The organism is Parvimonas oralis (assembly GCF_047608425.1).
Taxonomy (GTDB): domain Bacteria; phylum Bacillota; class Clostridia; order Tissierellales; family Peptoniphilaceae; genus Parvimonas.
On sequence record NZ_JBLKRS010000001.1, the window covers coordinates 24358 to 47991 of the forward strand.

A 23634-nucleotide genomic window follows, 5' to 3' on the forward strand; every position below is an offset into this window, starting at 1 on the left:
TCATAAGTTGTTAGTGGGTGATGATTTTGAATGAAAAAATAATTGATATAAAAGATTTAAGATATGAATATATAGGAGAAGATGATAAAAAAAGTATTGCTTTAGACGGAGTTAGTTTTTCTGTAAATAAAGGAGAATTGATTTCTATTTTGGGACATAATGGAAGTGGGAAATCTACTTTAGCAAAACTTTTAAATGCACAGATTATTCCAACAGATGGGGAAATTGAAATTTTTGGAATTAATACAAAAGATGAAAATAGAATTTGGGATATTAGACAAAAATGTGCAATGGTTTTTCAAAATCCTGATAATCAACTTGTTGCGACTGTTGTTGAGGAGGATGTTGCTTTCGGCCCTGAAAATTTAGGTATTCCTTCAGAAGAAATAAGACAAAGAGTTGATGATGCTTTAAAAATTGTAGAGATGCAGGAGTATAAAAAACATTCTCCGCATATGCTTTCAGGGGGACAAAAGCAAAGAGTTGCAATAGCAGGTATTCTTTCAATGAAACCTGAAGTAATAATTTTTGATGAATCGACTGCAATGCTTGATCCTGTCGGAAGAAAAGATATTATGGATACTATTTTAAAATTAAATAGAGAAGAAAATAAAACTATTCTATATATAACTCATTATATGGAAGAGGCTGTTCTTGCTGATAGAGTTATCGTTTTAAATGAGGGAAAGATTGAGTTTGATGACAGTCCTAAAAAAGTTTTTTCAAATGTTGAAACTTTAAGGGAATTAGGACTTTCAGTACCACAGGTTACAGAGCTTGCTTATCTTTTAAAGAATGAAGGGATTGAAATTCCTTCTGATATTTTAACTAATGATGAAATGATAGAATTTTTGGAGAGAAAATTAAAATAATGGATATAAATTTTAAAAATGTAAGTTTTGTCTATGGAGAAAAAACTCCTTTTGAAAAACTTGCTTTGGATAATATAGATTTAACTATAAAAAAGGGTGAATTTGTTGGTATTATAGGGCATACAGGAAGTGGAAAGTCAACATTAATTCAACATTTTAATGGAATTTTAAAGCCGACAAGCGGAGATGTTTTTATAGGGGATATGAATACTAAAGATAAGACACTTGCTAAAAGTGGTTTGAGATATAAGATTGGATTGGTTTTTCAATATCCTGAATATCAACTTTTTGAAGAGACAATTGAAAAGGATATTGCTTTTGGTCCTAAAAATATGGGGCTTAGTGAAGCTGAAGTTACAGAAAGAGTAAAAGAAGCTATGGAGCTTGTTGGTCTTGACTATGAAGCTAAAAAGGATAAATCTCCTTTTGAAATTTCAGGAGGACAAAAGAGAAGGGTTGCGATAGCAGGAATTTTGGCTATGAAACCTGATATTCTGATTTTAGATGAACCAACTGCAGGACTTGATCCTAAAGGTAGAGATGAATTGTTTTTTCAAATTAAAAGACTTTACGAAAAAAATAATATTACAATAGTTTTGATTTCTCATAGCATGGAGGATGTTGCAAAACTTGTAAATAGAATAATTATAATGAAAAACGGACAGATTCATTTAGATAAGAGTACAAAAGAAGCTTTTAGTGATGTTGATGATTTGAAAAAAGTTGGACTTAATGTTCCGCAAATTACAGAACTTATGGATATTTTAAGAAAAAAGGGACATCATTTTAGTAAAAATATTTTAACAGTTGACGAGGCTTTTAGCGAAATAAAAAGAGAATTGAGGAAAAATTAATGGTAAAAAATATATCAATAGGTAGATTTTTTCCGGGAGACAGTATTGTTCACAGATTGGATCCCAGACTTAAACTATATTTTATTTTTATGTTTATACTTTCTATATTTTTTATAAAAAGTTTTCTTGTTTTTATACCACTTGCGATTTTTTTGTTTTCAATTATAAAAATAGCAAAGTTACCGATTTTAATGGTTTTAAAAGGTTTAAGGGGAATTTTTTATATTGTTTTATTTACAGTAATTTTAAATTTACTTTTAACACCTGGAGAGGTTTTATTTAGAATATGGATTATAAATATAACCAAAGAAGGAATTAAATTAAGTGCTTTTATGAGTGTTAGAATAATACTTTTGGTTATAGGAACAAGTCTTTTAACTCTTACTACAAGTCCTATTGTGCTTACAGATGCTTTGGAATATGTTATGAAACCTTTTGAAAAAATAAAGTTCCCTGCACATTCCGTTGCAATGATGATGACAATAGCTCTTAGATTTATACCGACAATTTTAGATGAGATGGATAAAATTACAAAGGCACAAACTGCAAGAGGAGCAGATTTCGAAACAGGAAGTATTGTAACAAGAGCTAAAAGTTTGATTCCTTTACTTGTTCCACTTTTTGTAAATGCTCTAAAACGTGCAGATGAACTTGCTGTTGCTATGGAGGCTAGATGTTATAGAGGTGGAGAAGGTAGAACCAGAATGAATGTTCTAAAATATACGAGAACAGATTATTTAGTTATGGCTTTTCTAACTGTAGTTTTTGGGCTTGTGATAGCATCAAGATATTTCTTGAATATTTGGATTTTTAAATAGAAATAAAGGAAAGAAAAATGAGTTTTGATGGAATTTTTACAAAAGCGGTTGTAGATGAAATATATCCGCTTTTATTAAATGGAAAAATAAATAAAATAAACCAACCGGATAAAAATGAAATAAATATACAGATTTACAACAAGGATAATTATAAATTACTACTTTCTTGTGCGAATAATCTTTCAAGAATTCATTTGAGTGAAAAAAGCAAAAAGAATCCGATAACAGCATATAATTTTTGTATGTTACTCAGGAAACATTTAGTTGGAGGTACTATTAAAAATATATATCAACATAAAATGGATAGGGTTGTTTGCTTTGAAATTGAAAACTTAAATGAATTAAAAGAACTTAGTAAAAAACTTTTAATCATTGAAATAATGGGGAAACATTCAAATATAATTCTTGTTGATAAGGAGAGCAATAAAATTATTGATGCAATTAAGCATATAGACTCCAGACAAAGTAGTATAAGAGAGGTTTTTCCTAATAAGGATTACTTTTTTGTAAAGGACGAAAAAGAGAATATTTTAGATGAAAATTATAAATTACCTTCTGAAATTTTGAAAAATTCAGAGCCAATTTCAATGAAAAAGTTCTTTTACTCAAATTATTTAGGATTTTCTCCAATTATTTCATACGAATTATTACATAATTCAAATGTTGATTCGGATATGAGTTCTTCTAACTTAAACGAAGAAAGTATAAAAAGAATTGATGAAAATTTTGTAAAATTAGTAGAAAATATAAAAAACAAAAATTATTTTCCGATTTTTATTAAAGATGAAATAAATAACAATAAAGATTTTTATTGTTTTGATTTGAATTTATATGAAAACAAAGAAAAAATAGATAGTTTATCCGAATTAGTAGAAAATTTTTATCATAATAATTCCTTAAGGGATAGGATAAATCAAAAGGCATCTGGATTTAAAAAGATTTTAACTACAAAGTTAAATAGACTCACAAATAAATATATTGCAATGAATGATGAACTTTTGAATAATAAAAGTAAAGAAGATTTAAAAATTTTTGCTGATTTACTTTCCATAAATATCTATAAGATAGAAAAAGGAATGAAAAAAATATCTGTAGAAAATATTTATGATAATATGAAAGAGATTGAAATTTCACTTGATGAAAGGAAATCTCCAAGAGAAAATATTGAAGCATATTACAAAAAATATAAAAAATTAAAAACTGCCGATGAAATAATAAAGGCTGAATTGCCGAAAATTGAAGAAGAAATAAAGTATATAAAACAAATTTTAGAAACTATTGAAATTATAACAGAATTAAACGAGCTTTCTGAAATTGAAGAGGAACTTATTTCTTTGGGTTATATTAGGAAAAGTAAGAAAAATAAACAAAAACTTGAAAAGTCAAAGCCCTATGTCTTTGAAACCGAGTCAGGAGCATTGATTTATGTTGGAAAGAATAATTTACAAAATGAAAATTTAACATTAAAATTTGCAAATAAAAATGATATATTTTTTCATGCACAAGATGTTCCGGGAAGCCATGTAATCTTAAGAGGTACAAACTTAACAGAAGATGACTATAAAATTGCAGGATTTTTAGCAGGATATTATAGTTATTTTAAAAATGAAGGATATGCAAATGTAGATTACACAGAAAAAAAACATATCCGAAAAGCAAAGGGAACAGGACTTGGAATGGTCTATTATGATAATTACAAAACACTATTTATAGACTTTAAAGATAAATTGTATGATAAATATAAAAAATAGAATGGTAAAAAACCATTCTATTTTTTGTTTTTCTATTTTTTTAAAACTATTAACCAACCTTCTTTGTCAAGTTTATCAAAAGATAAAATTTCATGATTATGTTCTTGACAATATAAAGGTAAAGTTCCTACAGCTTCTGGACATGTAAATTCCAATTCAATAATTTGCCCAACCTGAGCATCACTCAAAGCTTTTTTAAGCTCTACAAGTGGAAGAGGTCAATCAAGTCCATGTGTATTTACTTTTATTACGTCCATCTTAACTCCTTTGCTTAGTAACTAAAAATATTCTTGCACTTATCCAAATTCCTATCATTAAAAATATAAATGCAAACCAACCTTTCATAGATAGTTGAGCAGTGAAAACAAATCCATTTGAAATGATACATCCTTGTCCCCAAATAGCTCCAAGTGCCATTAATGCACTACCTATAATTGTGTAAAGTATTGTTTTTTTATTCGGCATAATGATTGAAAATTCTTTACTAATAAAAGATGTAAAGAAAGAGCCGAGTATAATTCCTAAAACAAACATACTTCCCCAGCCAAGACCTTGGCCATCAACGCCTCATCCTATGCCTGCAGTTTCAATTGGACAAATTTTATCTGCCCAAGTTAAAATTGGAGTTGAAATTCCAAAACTACCAACACGTCCTGTAAGGCTACTAAAATAGAAAGCAAATCCCATTAAAAGTCCTATTAAAACAACAGTAAGTTCTTTTGACCACATTTTTTCACAAAATACATGGCGAAGACCTGTAGATCTACTAGGTAACTTAAATTTTAATTTATGTGATTTATAATGTCTGAACATTAGGAAGTATAATACTAAAACTATAATTGCACATAATATAATTGGTGAAAAAGGTAATTTATCTAAAAATTCATCCGGTAAAGTCAATTTTCCTGATTCAAAATACTTTGAAATTGGCTTTAATGGTCCTTTTACAGCAATATAAGATGTGATTGTGAAGGTTACAAGAGAAATTAATCCAATAACTCTACCATCACCGCTTTTTATAAGAGTGCTTGTTAAACATCCATTACACATAATTGCACCAAAGCCGAATACAAAGCTACCAAGCGCAATTCCGATTACTGGAAATTCCGCAAAGAATGTCATAGGAACAAGATCAAAATAACGTAGTATATGATATATCAAAGCATTAGTAAAAATAATTGCTAAGAGTAAAACTAGGTTATAATATCTCTTTTCAAGATAAATATCACGAATAGTTCCTGTTGGACAAAATCTTGATCTCTTTAATAAAAAGCCAAAAAGAAAACCAAAAAGTAATCCTGTATAAATCATATTATCCTCCTTTTTTAAATATCGTCAAGTACAATTTTAACAAATTTCTGCTAAAAGGTCAATTAAATTTACTTATGGATTTACTACTTTACTTAAGTGAAATTTAGGTATATTTTACGTCATATAAACAAAAAAATATATTAAATTATCATAATAAGTCCTAATAATAAAATAATTAATACTTTGTTATTAATTGAATATATATTAATTAAGTTTTGAATTTTATTTTGTATTTTTACAGAAAAAATAGGGGTAAAGTAAAAAAAATGAGCACAAAGCCCATTTAATTTATAAAATTATATTAAAAGATTATTTCATTACATCCTTAATCACTTTTCCACTTTTTACTTCAACTATAGTTTTACTTTTATCTGTTGGCTGTAAAATTTTAACTACTATGTCGTCGTTAATATTTTTGGAAATCGTCAAAGCTGTTCCGGTAACTTCTCTTTCTCATAATTCACGAATATTATCATTAGCTCTGCCATCATTTTTAGAATCAATCATTCCTGATACATCTGAAGCAGCTTGTTCAACTAATTCAATATTAACTGTATTATTCTTTTCATCAAATGTAGCTTTCGCAAAATGTTCATTGGAATTATTAAATTCTTGTAAATATTTATTAATTTTTGCAATAGATTCACTTGAAAGAGTTTCATTTTCTGAATTTTTAATTTTTTCATTTAATTCTTTATTTTCTTTTTCCAGAGAATTATTTTTACCTTGTAACTCGTTGTTTTTCTTTTCCAAAGAATCTTTTTGCTCTTGTAACTGTTTAACAACTTTATTTTCTTCATTATTTTTATTAGAACAACTAACTAACATAATACTTATTAATAGCATAATAACAATTTTTTTCATAATAAAATCTCCCCAGTAAATTATTTCATTATATCCTTAATTACATTTCCGTCTTTTACTTCAACTATGGTTTTAGTTTTATCTAATGGTTGTAATATTTTTACTGTAACATTAATATTTTTTAAATTATTTGATGCTTCTATGGCAGTTCCAGTAATTTCTGTTTCCCATAAATCAAGAACATTTTTATTAACTTTTCCATTATTTTTATACCCAATCATTCTGGAAACATCTGATGCAGCTTGTTCAAGTAGTTGGATATTAAAAGAATTAGTTTTTTCATTGAATGTAGCAGTAGCAAACATTGTACTATTTGTATATTTAGCAGTGAAATCCTCTATATATTTGTTAATTTTAGATAATCTTTCATATTCCTTTTGAATTTCTTCCAGTTTTTTTACTTTGTCTTCCAATTCGACGTTCTTTTGTTCTAAGTTCTCTACTTTTGTTTGTAGTTCTTTTTCTTTTTGGAAATTAGAACATCCGGATAAAAATAGACAGGTAAAAACTAAAGCTAAAAATTTTTTCTTCATAATAAAATCTCCTTTAATAAATAAAAGTTCTCCTTTTCTATATTATAAACTTAAATGTAAACAAAGGCAAATATTATTAATAATATTTAGTGTAAGTATAATAGATTACATAATTTTTTAAAAATGGTATAATATAAATAGTAATATATTGATTATATAATTAAAGATACATAATATAATTAAAAGGAGAAAATAAAATAATGTTAAAATTTAACAAAATATTAGGCTATTATCGCTCGGGTGCAGTTGCTTTTTTACTTGAAGATGGGAGATATGCAATGACAAATGTTCACCATTATTCTAAAGCTTCAGGTGGTAGGGTTGAAATATCATCTACTAGTATATGTTTTCTTAGAGGAAAAGAAATTACAAATAATATTCCTGATGGTTATGAAGATAAAATTAGAGAAATTTTAAATAATCCGAATACAAAACTTAGTTTTGAATATGTAGGTGGACCTATCATAAGTCCTATTACAGTAAAAGAATATTTAAAAGATTCAAATATGAAAGATAAAGTAAAATTTAGGAGATAATTATGGATAAATTCAAAATATTATCAATGACAACGACAAAAAATAACATTGATTTAGATAAATATAAAAAAGCAGTTTTAGAAAATTTAAAAAATGAATTTAAAAATGCAAATGCAGAATTTGTTGAAAGATTAAATAAATATATAAAAACACAAGAATTTAAAGAAGATGTGCAACGTGATTATGACAACGGAGCGACAGTGAGTGCTTGTATTTACAATATATATATGTATGTTTAAAAAGGTATTATTTACTAATATAGTACCTTTTTTTATTGGACTATATACAGCTTTAATTTAACTACAAAGGCACTTTAAAAGGTGACTTTTTTAGTACATTTTTAAATTGATAATTGTAAACTTAGACAAGTTTGATCATTTGTCTTTTTTATTGTCCGTAATAACTTTAAACTACTTGGACTATGCACCTTAAACATTGAAGGTAAAGAATTTGCTTTTAACGAACGTGGAGCGTTGATAAAGGATAAAATTACTAGTAAAGATGGTGTTATAGAATAAAATAAGGGAGCCTTGTTGCTCCCTTTTTTTATTGTTTAGGTTGCCATTGGTGTGCCATTTTATATAATTTTATATAAAGTTATATAATGTTATGTAAAAACAGAATAAAAAAGTTCTTGAAAATAAGCCATTTTATAAACTTATATAACAAGAACTAATGTTTGGTGGAGATGGTGGGTGTCGAACCCACGTCCGAAAAAGCATTCATATCACTTTCTCCGAATACAGTCAATTTTTAACTTCCCAATAACCTATAAATTAACAAAATCAGTTAAAGGTATCTTATAAATACAATTACAAATCTAAGAACTTTTGTAAAGGTTGCCCACGAATTTAATGATAGAGTTTAGACTTTTGTGGGGAAAGAATAGACTCCAAATAGCTGACTAGGCAGCTAATGCAAAATTATTATTTTCTGCGTTTATATTTAATTTACCACTTTTTATGTTGATTGGATACAACAATTCGCTTATGATACTGCAACTTCCCCGTCGAAGCCAGTTCATCCCCATAATTAATAAAAGTAGCTTTATAAAGCTACTTTTATTATACCCAGATTTTATAATTATGTCAAATTTGAAATACATTTATTTATTTAATTTTTTAAACATTTTTGAAATTAATACAAAAATTATAATTACTGAAATAATTGCAAGGATAAGTAAAATTATTGTTAGTGTATCTTGATATAATCTTTTATATTTTTTGAAAAATTCAAAAACTCTAAAAATAAAAAATAAGATTATTCCTATATTTATCACTAAGAAATATTTGGTATTTCTTGTTATCAGTATTATTATAAATATAAATATAAAAATTAGAGAAATAACTAGCAAAAAGTTTTTAAATATTGTTGGATTGTGCATATATGGTTGATCGGAAGGATAACTACCTGCTGATAATTCTAAGGTTATTAGATAAAATAAAAATATTAAAAAACTAAATATTGAGTAAATTTTTTCTTTTAGTAATTTCATAGTATCCCCCTTTTTATATAAATATTAACAATTTACAACTTTATTATAAGATTTTAAAGTTTTTTTGTAAAGTATTTTTTATGAAAAATATATTTTTAAAGAAAATTATTAAATTTTCGTAACAAAGTATTGTAAAATTTTTTTGTTCGATTTATAATTTATTAATATAAAAATAATATAAATGTTTAAGGAGAAAAAGATGTTAAAATCAATGACCGGTTATGGTAGAAGTGAGTTCGTTGATGAAAATTATGATTTGTCTTTTGAGATGAAAGCTGTAAATCATAAATTTTTAGATATTCAAGTTAAACTACCATATTTTTTAAATTTTTGTGAAGAAGATATAAAAAAAGTTGTAAGAAAAAAATTGTCAAGAGGACGAGTTGATATTTTTATAAGAGGAAAACAAAAGTTTTCTGAAAGTAATTCTGCTTTAGATGTTAATTATGATTTAGCTTCTGCTTATTTTGAGGCTTATAAAAACATTTCTGAAAAACTTGGAATTGAAAGTTCTGTAAGTATAGGGCATATTGTTAGAAATGAGAATGTAGTTGATGTTAAAACTTCTGAAATAGACGAAGATTATTTGAAAAAGAATGTTTTAGAGTCTGTTGAAAAGGCGGTTGATGAGCTTGTTTCAATGAGAATTGTTGAGGGAGAAAATCTTAATAAGGATTTGTTGGACAATCTTTTGGCTTTTGAAAATTATTTAGAGAATATCAAAGAAAGAAAAGAAGATGTTTTAAATAATCAAATTGATAGATTAAAATTAAAACTTAATGAATTTTCCGGAGAATTGTCTGAAAGTGAACTTAATAGATTAAATCTTGAAGTAATTTTTTATACTGATAAACTTGATATAAGTGAAGAAATTACAAGACTTCATTCACATATTCAAAATTTTAAGAAGTTTTTAAATTTAGAAAGTCAAGTTGGTAAAAAAATTGAATTTTTATTACAAGAGATGAATAGAGAAATCAATACAATAGCAAGTAAATCAAATAATTATGCAATTTCAACTTATGTTATTGAAATGAAGGTTATTATAGAGAAACTTAGAGAACAAATTCAAAATGTTGAATAGTTTTGGAGGTAATATGAAAAAGGGATTTTTGATGGTTGTTTCAGGTCCGTCAGGAGTTGGGAAAGGTACTATTTGTGATATTTTATTAAGAGATAATAAAGATATTAAGTATTCAATTTCTGCAACGAGTAGAAATAAAAGACCTAATGAAGAACATGGAAAAAACTATTTTTTCGTCTCAAATGATGAGTTTGAAAAGATGATAGCAGATAAAAAACTTTTAGAGTACGCAAGAGTTCATGGGAATTATTATGGAACTCCTAAGGATTTTGTTTTAAATTCTATTAATCAAGGGGATGTCGTAATTTTAGAGATTGACGTTCAAGGTGCACTTCAAGTTAAGAAAAATTATCCTGATGCAGTTTTGGTTTTTGTTTTGCCACCAGATTTTGAAGAGTTAAAGAGAAGACTTGTGGAACGTGGAACGGAAGATGAAGAAACTGTAAATTTAAGAATGAATAATGCAAAAAAAGAAGTTGAATTTTTAAATGAATATAATTATTCCATAGTGAATGATTTTATAGATGAAAGTGTAGATAAAATGAAGGCGATTATTGAAGCCGAAAGATTAAAGATTAAGAAATAGGAGGAATGAAAGATGATAAATCCATCATTTAAAGAATTAGAAAAAATTGATAAGAGTAGATATGCTCTTGTTGTAATGACAAGTAAAAGAGCTAGAAGAATTGTAAACGGATCTAAAAATTTAATGGAAACAGATGCACAAAAACCAATTACTCAAGCACTTCAAGAAATAGTAGCTCAAAAGGTAACTAAAAAAGAAAAGGAAGATTAAGATGAAAAAAAATATTTTAGTTGGAGTAACTTCTGGAATTGCAATTTACAAGTCTTTAGACTTAGTAAGTATGCTAGTTAAGGCAGGATATGAAGTTAATGTTGTTATGACTGAAAACGCAACTAAACTTATAAATCCTTTGATTTTTGAAACAATGAGTCAAAATAAGGTTTATAGTGATGTTTTTGAAAGAGATATGGATAGTGAGGTTAAGCATATAAAACTTGCAAAAAATGCAGATTGTTTTGTTATTGCGCCACTTACTGCAAATACTATGGCTAAAATTGTTCACGGAATTGCAGATAATTTGATTACAAATATAGTACTTGCACATACTAAAAAAATGATTTTAGTGCCATCTATGAATGTTAATATGTACGAAAATCCTGTAACTCAAAAAAATATTGAAACTCTAAAAGAAAGACATATTGTTTTAAGTCCTGATTATGGTCGTCTTGCTTGTGGTGATTATGGAAAAGGAAAATTTCCTACAACAGAAAGAATTTTTGAGGAAATTGAAAGTTATTTTGTAAAAAAAGATTTGCTTGGGAAAAAGGTGTTAATAGGAAATGGTGCAACAGTTGAAGATATTGATCCGGTTAGATACATTTCAAATTACAGTAGTGGAAAAATGGGAAATGAATTGGCTTTATGTGCTAGAAGACGTGGAGCTGATGTAAAAGTAGTATGCGGAAAAGTTAATAGTGATTACAGAAAATTTGGAATTGAATATATTGATGTAAAAACTAATAAAGATATGTATAACTCAATAAAAGAAAATTTTGACGAAGCAGATATTTTAATTATGCCTGCTGCACCAGTTGATTTTAAGGTTAAAAACAAAAAAGATTTTAAAATCAAAAAGACAGAAAATTTTGAAAATATTGAGCTTGAAAATAATATTGATATTTTAAAAAGTATTTCAGAATATAAAAAATCACAATTTGTTGTAGGCTTTGCAGCCGAAACAAATTCAGTTAAAGATTATGCAATTTCAAAGATGAATAATAAAAATTTGGATATGATAGTTGCAAATGATGTTTCATTAAAAGATAGAGGATTTGGTTCTGATTTTAATAAGGTTACTATTATTACTAAAGATAGTGAGCTTGAAACAGAAGTTTTAACTAAGAGAGAAATTGCAGATAAAATCTTAGATGCTATTTTGGAGAAAATATGTTAGCAGAAGTTGTTGTTAAGTCTTTTTTACTATCAAGGGCTGAAAATATTTTTACTTATAAAATACCTAAAAATCTTGAAGAAGAAATACAAATAGGTAAGAGGGTAATTGTTCCTTTTGGTAAAGGAAATAAGGGAACAGTTGGACTTGTTATAAATATTTTAAATGAAAAAGATGTTGAAACAGATATAAAGTTCAAAGAAATTAATATGCTTATAGATAAAAAGGAAATTGTAAGTAAAACACAGATAAAACTTGCAAAGTTTATGAGTGAAAAATACATTACAAATCTTTCTTATTGTCTAAATTGTGTTTTACCTCCCGGAGATTGGAGTAAAATTGAAGAATTTTTTGTTTTAAATAAAGAAAAATCCAATGAATTTTCAACTGTTGAGGCTGAATTTTTTTCAAAGAGAAAAAATATTTTGGAAATTAGAGAATTTTATAATGATGATAATAGAGTAAATTATCTAATTGAAAACGAAATTTTAGTAAAAAAGTATAAATATAACAACTCAGAAAATAAATTTTTAGAAAAATTTGTTAAACTAAATGAAGATTTTGATTTTTCAAAAATTAGAAAAAATGCAGTAAAACAATCAGAACTTTTGAATTTTTTAAAGGGAAAAGACTTTGTAAGTGTTAAAGAATTAAGAGAAAATAATTTTACAAAAACTGTAATAGATTCTTTAATTTCAATGGAAGCACTTTTTTTAACTGAAAATAAAATTTATACAAATTCCGTTGAAGGAATAAAGAATTATGAAAAATTAAAGCTAAATAAAGAACAACAGGAAGTTTTAGATAGTATTTTAAATTCTGAAAATGATAAATTTTTAATTCACGGAATAACAGGAAGTGGAAAGACTGAAATATACTTGCAACTTGTTGAAAAGATGTTAGAACATGGAAAAAGCAGTATAATTTTAGTTCCTGAAATTAGTCTTACACCACAGACCATAGAGAGATTTTCAGGACGTTTTGGGAATGATATTGCAATTATTCATTCCAGACTTACAATGATTGAAAAATTAAATCAATGGAAACAAATTCAAGACAAGGATATAAAAATTGTAGTTGGTGCTAGATCTGCAATTTTTTCTCCTATTAAAAACTTGGGACTTGTAATAATTGATGAAGAGCATGAATCAAGTTATATTAGTGATCAAAATCCAAAATATTACACTCATGAAGTTGCAGAGTATTTAGTTGGATTGACTGGAGCAAAACTCGTATTAGGTTCTGCAACTCCGTCAGTAAATATTTATGAGAGGACAAATAGTGATGATATAAAGCTCTTGGAGTTAAAAAACAGAGCTACCAAAAATTCCTTACCCGAAGTTGAAATTGTTGATATGCGTGAGGAACTTTTACTTGGAAATAAAAGTATTTTAAGCAATAGCCTTTATGAAGCAATTCAAAAAACTTTGGATAGAAAAGAACAGGTAATTTTATTTTTAAATAAGCGTGGAAGAAGCTCTTTTGTTTTTTGTAGAAGTTGTGGTTATGTTCAAAAATGCGATTATTGTGATATTTCTATGACCTATCACAAAGATAATAGAAAAGATGTTTGTATTTGTCATATGTGCGGAAGAACTAAGCCAAAACCTAAAATATGTCCAAATTGTTTTAAACAATCCATAAAAGAATTCGGCTTTGGAACTGAAGCATTGGAAGAATATATTAAAAATACTTTTAAAGATGCTAAAGTTTGTAGAATAGACGCAGATACTTCAAAGGAAAAAGGAGTCTATGAAGAAGTTTATCAAAAGATGAAAAATAAGGAAATTGATATTTTAATCGGTACTCAGATGATTTCAAAAGGACTCGACTTTCCAAATGTAACTTTGGTAGGAGTTGTACTTGCTGATATAAGTTTAAATATACCATCATTTAGATCTGCTGAAAAAACTTTTCAGCTTTTGACACAGGTTGCAGGTCGTTCAGGTCGTGGAGAAAAAGAAGGAAAAGTTATAATACAGACATATAAACCAAGTCATTACAGCATTGTTAATTCTTCTGATCATAATTATGAAGAGTTTTTTAAAGAGGAAATTAATTTTAGAAGAAGTTTTCTGTATCCTCCAAAGGCTCATATTGTGAATTTTCAATTTAGAAGTAAAAGTGTTGAAAATTGTATGGAAGAATTAAAGAAGATAAGAGATTTAATTTTTGATAAATTTAAAAAAGAAATAAATTTAAAAAATATAATTATTCTAGGACCTAATCCAGATGCGATAAAATGGGTAAATATGGTGTATAGATATAATTTGACTATAAAAGTTCTAGAAGACTATGAGGTCTTTAGACAATTTTTAACAGAATTAATTTTTAATAAAAAGTATTCATTTAATACTGAAAAAAATGGGAAATTAATTTTGACGATAGATTAAGGAGGAAAAATGGCATTAAGAAATGTTAGAATTGACGACGATCCTGTTCTTAGAAAAAAGGCAAGGAAAGTTGAAGTTATTGACGATAAAATAAAAGATCTGCTTGAAGATATGGCAGAAACAATGTATAATTCAGACGGAGTTGGACTTGCATGTCCTCAAATTGGAATTTTAAAAAGACTTGTAACAATAGATGTCGGAGATGAACATGGATTACTTAAAATGGTAAATCCTGAAATTTTAGAAAGTTCCGGAGAACAAGTTGGACCTGAAGGCTGTCTTTCAATTCCTGATGTTAGAGGTTTTGTAAAGAGACCTGAAAAAGTAAAATTCAAATATACAGATATAGATGGAAATGAACAAATTATTGATGCAACAGGATTATTAGCTGTTTGCATTTGTCACGAAATAGATCACTTAAATGGAATTTTATTTACAGATTTAACTTTAGAAGGAGAAGAAGCTGAAATGTATGAAAAATTGTATTATGGTGAGGCAGAATAATGAAAAAAATAATTTTTATGGGAACTCCGGATTTCGCAGTCCCACCTTTAGAAACTTTGAATGAAAATTTTGAAGTTTCTTTAGTTGTTTCTCAAAAAGACAAACTTAGAAACAGAAAAAAATTATTACCAACTCCCGTAAAGCAAAGAGCATTGGAGCTTGGACTTGAAGTTGTAACTCCTGATAGTGTAAAGAGTGATGAATTTTTTGAAATTGTAAAAAAAATAAATCCTGATTTTATTGTCGTGGTAGCATTTGGACAGATAATTGATAAAAGATTAATCGACTTTATGCAAGGAAAAATTTTAAATATTCACGCTTCAATTTTACCTGAATTAAGAGGCTCTGCACCAATAAATTGGGCTATTGTAAACGGTCTAAAAAAGACAGGTGTTAGTATTATGTCTATAGATGTTGGACTTGATACGGGAGATGTTTTAGATATCGAAGAAACTGAAATTTCTGATTTAGATAATGCTGAAACTCTTTATGAAAGACTTTCAAAAATGGGTTCGAGTTTGATTGTTAAAACTATCAATGACTTTGAAAATAAATATGAAAATAGAGTTAAACAGGGAGATATTTTTTCTTATGCTCCAATGATAAAAAAGGAAATGGGAAAACTTAATTTTAACGATACTTCAATAAATATTTTCAACAAAATAAGAGGTTTTTACAATTGGCCTAGTACATTTTGCGAATATTTGGGAGAAAATATAAAAATTCATAGAGCTGAAATTTCTAAAGAAAATCCGAATGAAAATGTCGGAACAATTTTTAAAGTTTCAGATGATGCAATTTTTGTTAAAACTATAGACGGAAGTATAAAACTTTTAGAAATTCAATTTTCTGGTAAAAAGAGAGTTTTAGTTAAAGACTATCTTCGTGGCAATTCTATTAAAGTTGGAGAAATTTTAAAATAATGAGAAAATTTGCAGTTGAAATTCTTTGTGAAATCAAAGATGAAAATTCAAATTCAACAAATTTATTAAATAAAAAAACAAAAAATATTTCTGATTTAGATAGCAAATTTTTAAGAGAAATTGTATATGGAACTTTGGAAAATAGAATTTATCTTGATTATATAATTAAGAAACTATGTAAACTAAGAATTAAAAAGTTCAATCCATATATATTAAATATTCTAAGAATTTCTATCTATCAGATTATTTTTATGGATAAAATTCCTGAGTTTGCAATAATAAATGAGGCTGTTAATCTTACAAAAGTTTTTAAACTTAAAAAATTTTCTTCTTTTGTTAATGGATCTTTAAGAAACTTTTTAAGAAATAAAGAAGACTTTATAAAGATTGAAGCTGACTGCGTAGAGGAAGCTATCTCTGTAAAATATTCTGCAAATATTAATATTGTAAAAATATTAATTGGAGATTATGGTAGAGAAGAAACTATAAAAATTCTTGAAAATTCAATGTTCAAACCTCATTTTGCAATAAGAATTTCATCTTTTGAAAAGACGGAAGAAAAAGTTGTTAAAGATTTGGAAAAAGACGGATATAAGCTTAAAAAATCTGAAATTTCAAAACTTACTTATTTTGTAGAAAATCCTACTAACATATTGGAGACTGAAAGTTTTAAAAGAGGAGATTTTACAGTTCAAGATGTTGGTAGTATTTTAACAGGAGAAGTTTTAGCACCAAAAGAAAATTCAAAAGTTTTAGATATTTGTTCTGCACCGGGTGGAAAAACTTGTCATCTAGCTTTTCAGATGAAAAATAGTGGAGAAATCTTTGCGAACGATATTGTAAAGAGTAAATTAAAAAAGATAGAAGAAAATTGTAAAAGACTTAATATAAAAAATGTAAAATTACTAAATTTTGACGCTTCAATTTACAAAGAGGAATATAAAGAACAATTTGACTATATACTCTGTGATGTAATTTGTTCAGGAATTGGAGTTATGGATAGAAAACCTGAAATAAAATTATTCAGAAGTCAAGAAACTATTGATGAAATAATTGAATTACAGAGAAAAATTTTTGATAATGCAGTAGAATATCTAAAAGATAAAGGAGAGATAGTTTACAGCACTTGCTCTGTTTTGAAATGTGAAAATGAAGAAAATGTCAAATATTTTTTAGAAAAACATAAAAATTTAAAAATAAAAGATGTTGAATTTTTGGGTAAATCAGAAAAATTTATAAAATTATTACCTGAAAAACAAAAACATAATGGATTTTTTATAATAAAATTTGTTAAAGAGAATTAAGGGATTGAAGAGTAGTCTTCAATCTTTTTTTATAAGAAAATCGACTTGAGCAAAAATTAGTAAAGCGGAAGGAAATGAGCCAAGATGATGAACTATTTAAGGATAAAATAAGTCAAAAGAGAAATAACCTTAAAAATCTTGTACTATTTTATAGTGGATTAAAAAATATAGTTAGAAAAATGAATATTCAGCTTGATTGAATGACAAATATGGGGGGAAAGTGGTATAATAAAATGAATGAAAAATTGACAAATTAGAATTTTATGAGGAGTTTATATGGAGTTTAATAGTTTGATTCCTGAATTATCAGTTTTTGATATTGTTCAGACTAAAAATTTTTATGAAGAATTAGGATTTAAAATAGAGTACGAACGACCGGAAGTGAAATTTGTTTTTATGTCTTTTCAAGATAGTCAGTTTATGTTTGAACAAATTCATGATGATGGCTGGAATACAGGGGAACTAATCTATCCTTTAGGAAGAGGAATAAATTTTTCAATATCAGTTGATGATATTGAGAAACTATATGAATTAGTGAAAAACAAACAATTAGAGATTTACAGAGAACTGATTAGAAGTGTATATAGGGTTAACGGAATTGAAGAAATACAAATGGAGTTCCTGATTCAAGATCCTAATGGATATTTATTGAGGTTTACAAACTGATGACTCTTGATTTGAAGGGTAGGTAAACTCAGACTTGTCGCGCTAAAACAATTAAATAAAATGACAAAAAGAAAGTGCGGATATTCAACTTAAATCGAAATAATATAAAATTACGAGGAGATTATAAGATGAACAATTATATAAAATTAAATGAAGATAGATGGAATAATGTAAAAAATGACTATACTGAGCCATTGACACATGAAGAATTAGAAGAAGTTAGAAATAATCCAATTTCTGTTGCATTAACTGTTGGGAAAAAAGTTCCAAAAGAATGGTTTGAAAAAGCAAACGGAAAAAAGATATTAGGTTTAGCTTGTGGTGGTGGACAGCAGGGTCCAGTTTTTGCTATAAAAGGTTATGATGTAACCATAATGGATTTTTCTAAATCACAATTACAAAGAGATGATATGGTTGCTAAAAGAGAAGGCTTAAAAATCAACACAGTTCAAGGCGATATGACAAAACCATTTCCATTTGAAAATGAAACTTTTGATATTATTTTTAATCCGGTTTCAAATGTATATATAGAAGATTTAGAAAACATGTATAAAGAAGCCTCTCGAGTATTGAAGAAGGGGGGATTGTTAATGGTCGGATTTATGAATCCTTGGATATACATGTATGATGCTGACATCGTATGGGACAAACCCGATGAGGAATTACTTTTAAAGTTTTCAATACCTTTTAATTCAAAAGAGCTTGAAGAGGAAGGCAAGATAACCATAAATTCAGAATATGGATATGAATTTAGCCATACCTTAGAAACTCAGATTAGAGGACAACTTAAAAATGGTTTCGCTATGATAGATTTTTATGAATCATGTGATAAAAGAAATAGATTATCACGTTATGGAAATGACTATATAGCTACACTCTGCATTAAACTATAATATTATAGAACATACTTCAGGAGAATAGCCCGTTTTATTTTCCGTAAGGGTTAAAATCTAAATCTCAGTTTGTCGAAGTAAAACTATTAAATAATATCCTTAATAGAAAAGAAAATATCGGATACTTCAATAAAAATGAACTGAAACAATATAATATAAGCTGACAACAATAATGCTTGAAGTTATGTAGAAAAATGAACGAAAAGAGATAGTTTTGATTAAAAATACTTAAAAAGTAGCAATAGGAGTGATAAATTTGAATTTTATATTTAAAAAATTAAAAAAATTTATATTTTTAAGAATTTTTTTCCATTTTGTTTACATATTGGCAATAGCGAGTTTGCCGACTGTTATAAAATATATGATTGATGATAGTTACAGTAATGGAATTTATGATATTGTTAAATTAACAGGTATATTTGTTCTTCTTATTGTTATTGGAATGGGGGCACAATATATAAGTCAAAGAAGTGCTTGGAGGCTTGAAAAAGAATTTAATCTGTATTTTAGAGAAAATTTGTTTTCTGTAATAATCTGTAAAGAACCTACTGATTTTAATAAAAACAGTATAGGAGATTATAATTCAAGATTAAATAATGATATTGCTTCCTGTGCTGAATATTTAGAATATACTATGATGATATTTGAATCTTTGATTTCTTTTATTATTTATGCAATTTATATCTTTATATTAAATTATAAAATTGCAATTATAATATATTTAGTTGCTTTGATTGTCTTGTATTTACCAAATTTAACAGCCAATAAATTTTCAAAAAAGAAGAAAAAGTTGCTTGACGATACAGCTTTTTACAATTCAAAAATTATAGACTTATTAAGCGGTTATGCATTTATAAATTGTTTTACATACAAAAATATAAATAAGAATTACGAAATTTCTCTTAGTAAATTGGAAGAAAGCAGATATAATTTTGGGAAATTTAAAGCTTTTGTAAATGTTTTAAATGGGCTGGTTATGTATATGATTAATATTTCTTCATTTGGAATTATGGCGTTTTTATTATATAAAGGAGAAATTACAGCCGGAGTTGCTACTGCTACTATTGCATATATTCAAAACTTTATGTTTCCACTTCGTACTGTGATTGATGCAATAAGTCTTCGTAAATCAGTAGAAACTGTTATGAAGAATATACTTTTGGAAATTTCAGAAAATAAAAATTTGAAAGTGGAAAATGTAAAATTTACTAATAATATAAAATGCGATAAAGTAAGTTTTAAATATGATGATTATATAATTAAAAATTTTTCTTATACTTTTGAGAAAAATAAAAAATATGCAATTATCGGAGAAAGCGGAAAGGGAAAATCTACACTTTTAAATCTTATAAATGGAAATCTTTCTTGTACAGACGGTCGTATTACAATAGATGATATAGAAGTTTCTTATAGATTTTGTAATCAGTTGATAATGTATTTAACTCAAAAATCTCATATATTTTCTGAAAATTTTTGGGACAATGTAAGTATCTTTGACAGTTTTGATAAAACTATTTTGGAAATGGATAATAGATATATTCCGCGAAATAAAGTTGATATTTTATTAAAATCAAAAAACAACAACGAATTAAGTGGAGGAGAAAAACAATTAGTAAATTATTTGAGAGCAATTTTATCCGGTAAAGAAATATTACTTTTAGATGAGCCTTTCTCCGCAATGGATAAAAATATGGAAAAGTATGTTTGTAGTAAGTTATTGGAAATGGAAGATAAGACAATAATTATGATTACTCATAATGTGGAAAAAGACTTCTTGGATAAATTTGATAATATAATTTATATTTAAGATTATATAAAAATTATATAATAAACTTAAATTATTCGTACTTGAGATTATGATACAATAATTGATGAATTGTTTTGGAGAAAATTTATGGAATTTAATAAGGATAAATGGATAAAAGACGGTAAGATTCTAAATATGCCAAAAAAACAGAAAGATAAATATGAACTTTTTGTTTATTTAGCTTCTATTTGTTTTGACAAAAGAAAATATACGGAAAAAGAGATTAATGAAATTTTAAAGAAATATTATGCAGATTATTGTTATTTGAGAAGATATATGGTTGACTTTAAACTTTTAAAAAGGACTGATGATGGAAGTGAGTATTTCTTTGATAAGTCGGTATTGGATTTAATTTAGTAGGATGGTTATGATAGATATTAGAGAAATTTCTGTTAATGAAACAAATGTGTTTTGGGATAAACATATCAAGTATTTAATAGAAGATGAAATTGTTACAGATAAGGAAGAAATAGAATATTTTTCAAGTAGTGAGTATATAGATTTTTTAGAAAATCGTATGAATAATGATAAGGATAGACATTATATTGCATATTTTTTTGAAAATGATATAGAAATTGGAGCAGTTCAATTTACAATTTATAATAACAAAGATGGAAAATATTTCGGAGAATGTTTTATAATGGATTTTTGGATATATCCTGAGTTTAGAAATAAATCAAAAGGTTTGGAATGTTTTAAAAAATTGGAAAAATATACAAAACCACTTGGAGCAACACATTATGTTTTAAATTCAATGAAAGATAATTCAATCCGTTTTTGGAAAAATTTAGGATTTGTAGAAAATGGAGTTGATGAATGGGGTATGAAATTGTTTAGATTGTATTAAAGTTTACAATATAATTTATATTTAATCTATGATACAGTACTTATAATAAATAAAAAGGGGAGATAGAATGTAGAGATTATTAAATTTTTAAGATTAAAATTTAATATATGTGAGGTAAAGGATGAAAAATTTTAGAAATAAACTATTATGCTTAAAAGGTTATTACTTTTTTTCGGCTTTAGTTTTTTATGCTCCTGTAGCTCTTTTTATTAGAACTTCAAGAGGAGTAAGTATATCGGAATTTTTTATTTTACAAGCAATTTTATCCTTTTGTATTTTCATTTTTGAAATACCTTTTGGAATGATTACGGATAAAATAGGCTATAAAAATTCTATCATTATTTCACATTTCTCTATGTTGTTAGCAAGAATTATACTTTTGTTTTCTTTTTGCTTTGAGTTTTTTGTGCTTGAATCGATACTTGAGGCAGTTAGTATGGCGTTTGAGTCCGGAACTATGTCAGGTTATGAGTATGAAATCATAGGAGAAGAAAATTTTGTGGAAAAAACTTCTGTGCTTGGAAATTATTCGACTATCGGTTTTATAATTTCTACAATTAGTTTTTATTTTGTTAATAACTATTTTGGGCAGAATTTTTTAATAATTTTTACAATTATTTCTACTTTTATTTCTTTATTATTTACTTTGTTTTTTGAAAAGGAAAATAACGTTGAAAAATACGATAATAAATTTAGCTTTAAAAGTATTTTAAATACAAATCTAATTGTATTTATGATATTTAATGGAATAATAAGTATAACTTTTATTTTAATAAATTTCTTTTATGTCGTTATTTTGCAGAATATAAAATTAAGTGAAAATTATATGACTTTTATTATTTTATTATATTCTGCGGTTGGACTTTTAAGTCCAAAGATTATAAAAATTTTTGGAGAAATTAAACTAAAGAGGAATTTGTTTATATTTTTAAGTGCAAGTTCTATTTTATTTATATCGTTGATTTCAATTAAAAGCATTTTTGTAATAATACCAATGTGTTGTTTACCAATGTTAATAGGTGTTATTGAAACGTATTTTTTAAAAGTGGAAAATCAATATGTTGATAATTTAAACGAGAAAAATCGTGCTACAATTTTGTCTACATTCAGTATGGGGGCAAATTTTGTAGATGTAGGGTTTTTGTTAGTATCTTCAAAATTATCTGAAACAAGTTTGGATTATAGCTTTATTTTTATAAGTATATTACTTTTAATATTTAGTCTATTTTTTATTACGACTAAATTTACAAAAGAAAATTAATAGAGAAATGTTAAAGGAGCTTTTTATAAAGCTCCTTTGTCCTTTTTGTAGTTTATTCCTTGATATGAATTTCTTTGTTTTAGAATTTTACTAATTTCTCCAATTGTTTTAATTTTATCTTTTGACCAAAGGGGAGCAACAAGTTTTTCTTTGTCGCCATCTCCTGTGAGCCTATGAATTATTATATCTTTGTCTAAATTTTCTATTGCTATAATTAAAGCATCTATATATTCATTCCAAGTTATTACTTTGAAGCTATTTTTTAGATATTCTTTATATAGTTCACAATCGTTCTGAATATAAAGGCTGTGAATTTTAATGCCCCAAGGTTTTTGAGTATTTACATAATCAATAGTATTTTTATAATCTTTTGCTGTTTCATTTGGAAGACCGAAAATTATATGAAATATAGTTTTTATATTTAATTCTTCTAATTTCTTTACACAATTTTCAAAAGTTTCCGTACTGTAACCGATATTCATATTATTTCTTGTATTTTCATTCGAGCTTTGTAGTCCAAGTTCAATCCAGACTTCAATTTTTTTGTTAAGATCTGCAAGTAAATTATAAATATCTTTATTAAAACAATCAGCTCTTGTAGCAATGGATAGCACTTTAACATTTGGAAAATTTATTGCCTCATAGTACATTTTCCTTAGTTGTTCTACAGGTAAAAATGTATTTGTATAACTTTGAAAATAGGCTATGTATCCGCCATTCTTATCTTTTTCTTTTAAAAAGCTGATTTGGGCATTTAATTGTTCAGTTATTGACTTTCTTTTTGTTGTAAATTCTCCGCTTCCACTTTCGGAACAGAATTTACAGCCACTTTTTCCATTTTTTCTATTTGGACAAGAAAACCCTCCATCAATGGAGAGTTTTAAAAGTTTTGAACCGAATTTTTTCTTTAGATAAGAACTTAAATCATTATATCTTTGCATA

25 protein-coding genes, 1 other RNA gene and 2 pseudogenes are annotated in these 23634 nt (G+C 26.5%); 21 read left to right on the forward strand and 7 right to left on the reverse strand.

All coding sequences use genetic code 11. The annotated features are described in order from the left end of the window. Window positions 1–20 precede the first annotated feature (20 nt). The 4 genes from ACMX2D_RS00160 to ACMX2D_RS00175 are packed head-to-tail and all read left to right on the forward strand — an operon-like array spanning window position 21 to window position 4295. Window positions 21–872 carry an energy-coupling factor transporter ATPase gene (locus tag ACMX2D_RS00160; RefSeq protein WP_414972258.1) on the forward strand — a complete coding sequence of 284 codons (852 nt, stop codon included), beginning with the start codon at window positions 21–23 and terminating at the stop codon, window positions 870–872. Continuing rightward, window positions 872–1726: an energy-coupling factor transporter ATPase gene (locus ACMX2D_RS00165; RefSeq protein ID WP_414972259.1), complete on the forward strand. Its 855-nt coding sequence runs from the start codon at window positions 872–874 to the stop codon at window positions 1724–1726. Before ACMX2D_RS00160 ends, ACMX2D_RS00165 begins: the two co-directional genes overlap by 1 nt. Continuing rightward, window positions 1726–2544: an energy-coupling factor transporter transmembrane component T family protein gene (locus ACMX2D_RS00170; RefSeq protein ID WP_414971084.1), complete on the forward strand. Its 819-nt coding sequence runs from the start codon at window positions 1726–1728 to the stop codon at window positions 2542–2544. Before ACMX2D_RS00165 ends, ACMX2D_RS00170 begins: the two co-directional genes overlap by 1 nt. A 17-nt stretch (window positions 2545–2561) precedes the next feature. Then, on the forward strand, window positions 2562–4295 hold the full coding sequence (locus ACMX2D_RS00175; RefSeq protein WP_414972260.1) for an Rqc2 family fibronectin-binding protein: 1734 nt from the start codon (window positions 2562–2564) through the stop codon (window positions 4293–4295). Window positions 4296–4327: 32 nt separating this feature from the next. Here ACMX2D_RS00175 and ACMX2D_RS00180 read toward each other — a convergent pair. From ACMX2D_RS00180 to ACMX2D_RS00195, 4 genes and pseudogenes are all read right to left on the reverse strand, one after another. After that, window positions 4328–4501: pseudogene (locus ACMX2D_RS00180) on the reverse strand (sulfurtransferase TusA family protein); the annotation flags it as partial. A gap of 52 nt (window positions 4502–4553) precedes the next feature. After that, window positions 4554–5606 (reverse strand): annotated as a pseudogene (locus ACMX2D_RS00185) (YeeE/YedE family protein). A 453-nt stretch (window positions 5607–6059) separates the two neighbouring features. Next, window positions 6060–6470 (reverse strand): hypothetical protein, encoded by a 411-nt coding sequence (locus ACMX2D_RS00190; RefSeq protein WP_414972261.1) that lies wholly within the window; start codon window positions 6468–6470, stop codon window positions 6060–6062. Window positions 6471–6490: 20 nt separating this feature from the next. After that, complete coding sequence (locus ACMX2D_RS00195; RefSeq protein ID WP_414972262.1) at window positions 6491–7003, reverse strand: outer membrane protein assembly factor BamD; 513 nt, start codon at window positions 7001–7003, stop codon at window positions 6491–6493. Window positions 7004–7203: 200 nt separating this feature from the next. Between ACMX2D_RS00195 and ACMX2D_RS00200 the strand changes: the two genes are divergently transcribed. Together ACMX2D_RS00200 and ACMX2D_RS00205 are read left to right on the forward strand one after the other, a co-directional pair. Beyond that, a complete protein-coding gene (locus ACMX2D_RS00200; protein WP_414972263.1) occupies window positions 7204–7539 on the forward strand; it encodes a hypothetical protein in 336 nt (111 codons plus the stop codon). Window positions 7540–7541: 2 nt separating this feature from the next. Further along, the gene (locus ACMX2D_RS00205) at window positions 7542–7778 is read left to right on the forward strand and encodes a hypothetical protein (protein ID WP_414972264.1); all 237 of its coding nucleotides are present in this window, start codon (window positions 7542–7544) and stop codon (window positions 7776–7778) included. 441 nt (window positions 7779–8219) lie between these two features. Here the strand turns inward: ACMX2D_RS00205 and ssrA are convergent. Together ssrA and ACMX2D_RS00215 are read right to left on the reverse strand one after the other, a co-directional pair. Next, window positions 8220–8567: a transfer-messenger RNA gene (gene ssrA, locus ACMX2D_RS00210) on the reverse strand. Between the two features lie 77 nt (window positions 8568–8644). Continuing rightward, window positions 8645–9034 carry a hypothetical protein gene (locus ACMX2D_RS00215; RefSeq protein ID WP_414972265.1) on the reverse strand — a complete coding sequence of 130 codons (390 nt, stop codon included), beginning with the start codon at window positions 9032–9034 and terminating at the stop codon, window positions 8645–8647. Window positions 9035–9233: 199 nt separating this feature from the next. Here ACMX2D_RS00215 and ACMX2D_RS00220 point away from each other — a divergent pair, with 199 nt between their 5' ends. The 15 genes from ACMX2D_RS00220 (at window position 9234) to ACMX2D_RS00290 (ending at window position 22692) form a co-directional block, all read left to right on the forward strand. Beyond that, complete coding sequence (locus ACMX2D_RS00220; RefSeq protein WP_414972267.1) at window positions 9234–10118, forward strand: YicC/YloC family endoribonuclease; 885 nt, start codon at window positions 9234–9236, stop codon at window positions 10116–10118. A gap of 13 nt (window positions 10119–10131) precedes the next feature. Continuing rightward, complete coding sequence (gene gmk, locus ACMX2D_RS00225) at window positions 10132–10704, forward strand: guanylate kinase (protein WP_029949837.1); 573 nt, start codon at window positions 10132–10134, stop codon at window positions 10702–10704. Between the two features lie 12 nt (window positions 10705–10716). Next, window positions 10717–10914, forward strand: coding sequence for a DNA-directed RNA polymerase subunit omega (gene rpoZ / locus ACMX2D_RS00230; RefSeq protein WP_004832943.1), 198 nt, complete (start codon window positions 10717–10719; stop codon window positions 10912–10914). A 1-nt stretch (window position 10915) separates the two neighbouring features. After that, window positions 10916–12097, forward strand: coding sequence for a bifunctional phosphopantothenoylcysteine decarboxylase/phosphopantothenate--cysteine ligase CoaBC (gene coaBC, locus ACMX2D_RS00235; RefSeq protein WP_414972268.1), 1182 nt, complete (start codon window positions 10916–10918; stop codon window positions 12095–12097). Further along, window positions 12091–14487: a primosomal protein N' gene (gene priA / locus ACMX2D_RS00240; protein ID WP_414972269.1), complete on the forward strand. Its 2397-nt coding sequence runs from the start codon at window positions 12091–12093 to the stop codon at window positions 14485–14487. The genes coaBC and priA overlap by 7 nt, the downstream gene beginning before the upstream one ends. 9 nt (window positions 14488–14496) lie before the next feature. Next, the gene (gene def, locus ACMX2D_RS00245) at window positions 14497–14991 is read left to right on the forward strand and encodes a peptide deformylase (RefSeq protein ID WP_414972270.1); all 495 of its coding nucleotides are present in this window, start codon (window positions 14497–14499) and stop codon (window positions 14989–14991) included. Then, entirely contained in the window at window positions 14991–15914 is a 924-nt protein-coding gene (fmt, locus tag ACMX2D_RS00250; protein WP_414972271.1) for a methionyl-tRNA formyltransferase, read from the forward strand. The genes def and fmt overlap by 1 nt, the downstream gene beginning before the upstream one ends. Further along, window positions 15914–17218, forward strand: a complete 1305-nt coding sequence (gene rsmB / locus ACMX2D_RS00255; RefSeq protein ID WP_414972272.1) for a 16S rRNA (cytosine(967)-C(5))-methyltransferase RsmB — start codon at window positions 15914–15916, stop codon at window positions 17216–17218. Before fmt ends, rsmB begins: the two co-directional genes overlap by 1 nt. A 74-nt stretch (window positions 17219–17292) precedes the next feature. Continuing rightward, the gene (locus ACMX2D_RS00260; RefSeq protein ID WP_414972274.1) at window positions 17293–17418 is read left to right on the forward strand and encodes a hypothetical protein; all 126 of its coding nucleotides are present in this window, start codon (window positions 17293–17295) and stop codon (window positions 17416–17418) included. 76 nt (window positions 17419–17494) lie between these two features. Continuing rightward, window positions 17495–17884, forward strand: coding sequence for a bleomycin resistance protein (locus tag ACMX2D_RS00265; RefSeq protein ID WP_414972275.1), 390 nt, complete (start codon window positions 17495–17497; stop codon window positions 17882–17884). 128 nt (window positions 17885–18012) lie between these two features. Beyond that, the gene (locus ACMX2D_RS00270) at window positions 18013–18777 is read left to right on the forward strand and encodes a class I SAM-dependent methyltransferase (protein ID WP_414972277.1); all 765 of its coding nucleotides are present in this window, start codon (window positions 18013–18015) and stop codon (window positions 18775–18777) included. Window positions 18778–19033: 256 nt separating this feature from the next. Continuing rightward, window positions 19034–20584 (forward strand): ATP-binding cassette domain-containing protein, encoded by a 1551-nt coding sequence (locus ACMX2D_RS00275; protein WP_414972278.1) that lies wholly within the window; start codon window positions 19034–19036, stop codon window positions 20582–20584. Between the two features lie 87 nt (window positions 20585–20671). Next, a complete protein-coding gene (locus ACMX2D_RS00280) occupies window positions 20672–20941 on the forward strand; it encodes a DUF2087 domain-containing protein (RefSeq protein WP_414972279.1) in 270 nt (89 codons plus the stop codon). Window positions 20942–20951: 10 nt separating this feature from the next. Beyond that, window positions 20952–21431 carry a GNAT family N-acetyltransferase gene (locus ACMX2D_RS00285; RefSeq protein ID WP_414972280.1) on the forward strand — a complete coding sequence of 160 codons (480 nt, stop codon included), beginning with the start codon at window positions 20952–20954 and terminating at the stop codon, window positions 21429–21431. Between the two features lie 121 nt (window positions 21432–21552). After that, on the forward strand, window positions 21553–22692 hold the full coding sequence (locus ACMX2D_RS00290; protein WP_414972281.1) for an MFS transporter: 1140 nt from the start codon (window positions 21553–21555) through the stop codon (window positions 22690–22692). A gap of 23 nt (window positions 22693–22715) precedes the next feature. Here ACMX2D_RS00290 and mnmL read toward each other — a convergent pair whose 3' ends face one another. Beyond that, entirely contained in the window at window positions 22716–23633 is a 918-nt protein-coding gene (gene mnmL, locus ACMX2D_RS00295; RefSeq protein ID WP_414972282.1) for a tRNA modification radical SAM protein MnmL/YtqA, read from the reverse strand. Window position 23634 lies beyond the last annotated feature (1 nt).

Bases quoted from the DNA above. Each gene is read 5' to 3' on its own strand.
- ACMX2D_RS00160 (WP_414972258.1), top strand. From the start codon at position 21: ATGATTTTGAATGAAAAAATAATTGATATAAAAGATTTAAGATATGAA.
- ACMX2D_RS00165 (WP_414972259.1), top strand. From the start codon at position 872: ATGGATATAAATTTTAAAAATGTAAGTTTTGTCTATGGAGAAAAAACT.
- ACMX2D_RS00170 (WP_414971084.1), top strand. From the start codon at position 1,726: ATGGTAAAAAATATATCAATAGGTAGATTTTTTCCGGGAGACAGTATT.
- ACMX2D_RS00175 (WP_414972260.1), top strand. From the start codon at position 2,562: ATGAGTTTTGATGGAATTTTTACAAAAGCGGTTGTAGATGAAATATAT.
- ACMX2D_RS00190 (WP_414972261.1), bottom strand. From the start codon at position 6,470: ATGAAAAAAATTGTTATTATGCTATTAATAAGTATTATGTTAGTTAGT.
- ACMX2D_RS00195 (WP_414972262.1), bottom strand. From the start codon at position 7,003: ATGAAGAAAAAATTTTTAGCTTTAGTTTTTACCTGTCTATTTTTATCC.
- ACMX2D_RS00200 (WP_414972263.1), top strand. From the start codon at position 7,204: ATGTTAAAATTTAACAAAATATTAGGCTATTATCGCTCGGGTGCAGTT.
- ACMX2D_RS00205 (WP_414972264.1), top strand. From the start codon at position 7,542: ATGGATAAATTCAAAATATTATCAATGACAACGACAAAAAATAACATT.
- ACMX2D_RS00215 (WP_414972265.1), bottom strand. From the start codon at position 9,034: ATGAAATTACTAAAAGAAAAAATTTACTCAATATTTAGTTTTTTAATA.
- ACMX2D_RS00220 (WP_414972267.1), top strand. From the start codon at position 9,234: ATGTTAAAATCAATGACCGGTTATGGTAGAAGTGAGTTCGTTGATGAA.
- gmk (WP_029949837.1), top strand. From the start codon at position 10,132: ATGAAAAAGGGATTTTTGATGGTTGTTTCAGGTCCGTCAGGAGTTGGG.
- rpoZ (WP_004832943.1), top strand. From the start codon at position 10,717: ATGATAAATCCATCATTTAAAGAATTAGAAAAAATTGATAAGAGTAGA.
- coaBC (WP_414972268.1), top strand. From the start codon at position 10,916: ATGAAAAAAAATATTTTAGTTGGAGTAACTTCTGGAATTGCAATTTAC.
- priA (WP_414972269.1), top strand. From the start codon at position 12,091: ATGTTAGCAGAAGTTGTTGTTAAGTCTTTTTTACTATCAAGGGCTGAA.
- def (WP_414972270.1), top strand. From the start codon at position 14,497: ATGGCATTAAGAAATGTTAGAATTGACGACGATCCTGTTCTTAGAAAA.
- fmt (WP_414972271.1), top strand. From the start codon at position 14,991: ATGAAAAAAATAATTTTTATGGGAACTCCGGATTTCGCAGTCCCACCT.
- rsmB (WP_414972272.1), top strand. From the start codon at position 15,914: ATGAGAAAATTTGCAGTTGAAATTCTTTGTGAAATCAAAGATGAAAAT.
- ACMX2D_RS00260 (WP_414972274.1), top strand. From the start codon at position 17,293: ATGAGCCAAGATGATGAACTATTTAAGGATAAAATAAGTCAAAAGAGA.
- ACMX2D_RS00265 (WP_414972275.1), top strand. From the start codon at position 17,495: ATGGAGTTTAATAGTTTGATTCCTGAATTATCAGTTTTTGATATTGTT.
- ACMX2D_RS00270 (WP_414972277.1), top strand. From the start codon at position 18,013: ATGAACAATTATATAAAATTAAATGAAGATAGATGGAATAATGTAAAA.
- ACMX2D_RS00280 (WP_414972279.1), top strand. From the start codon at position 20,672: ATGGAATTTAATAAGGATAAATGGATAAAAGACGGTAAGATTCTAAAT.
- ACMX2D_RS00285 (WP_414972280.1), top strand. From the start codon at position 20,952: ATGATAGATATTAGAGAAATTTCTGTTAATGAAACAAATGTGTTTTGG.
- ACMX2D_RS00290 (WP_414972281.1), top strand. From the start codon at position 21,553: ATGAAAAATTTTAGAAATAAACTATTATGCTTAAAAGGTTATTACTTT.
- mnmL (WP_414972282.1), bottom strand. From the start codon at position 23,633: ATGCAAAGATATAATGATTTAAGTTCTTATCTAAAGAAAAAATTCGGT.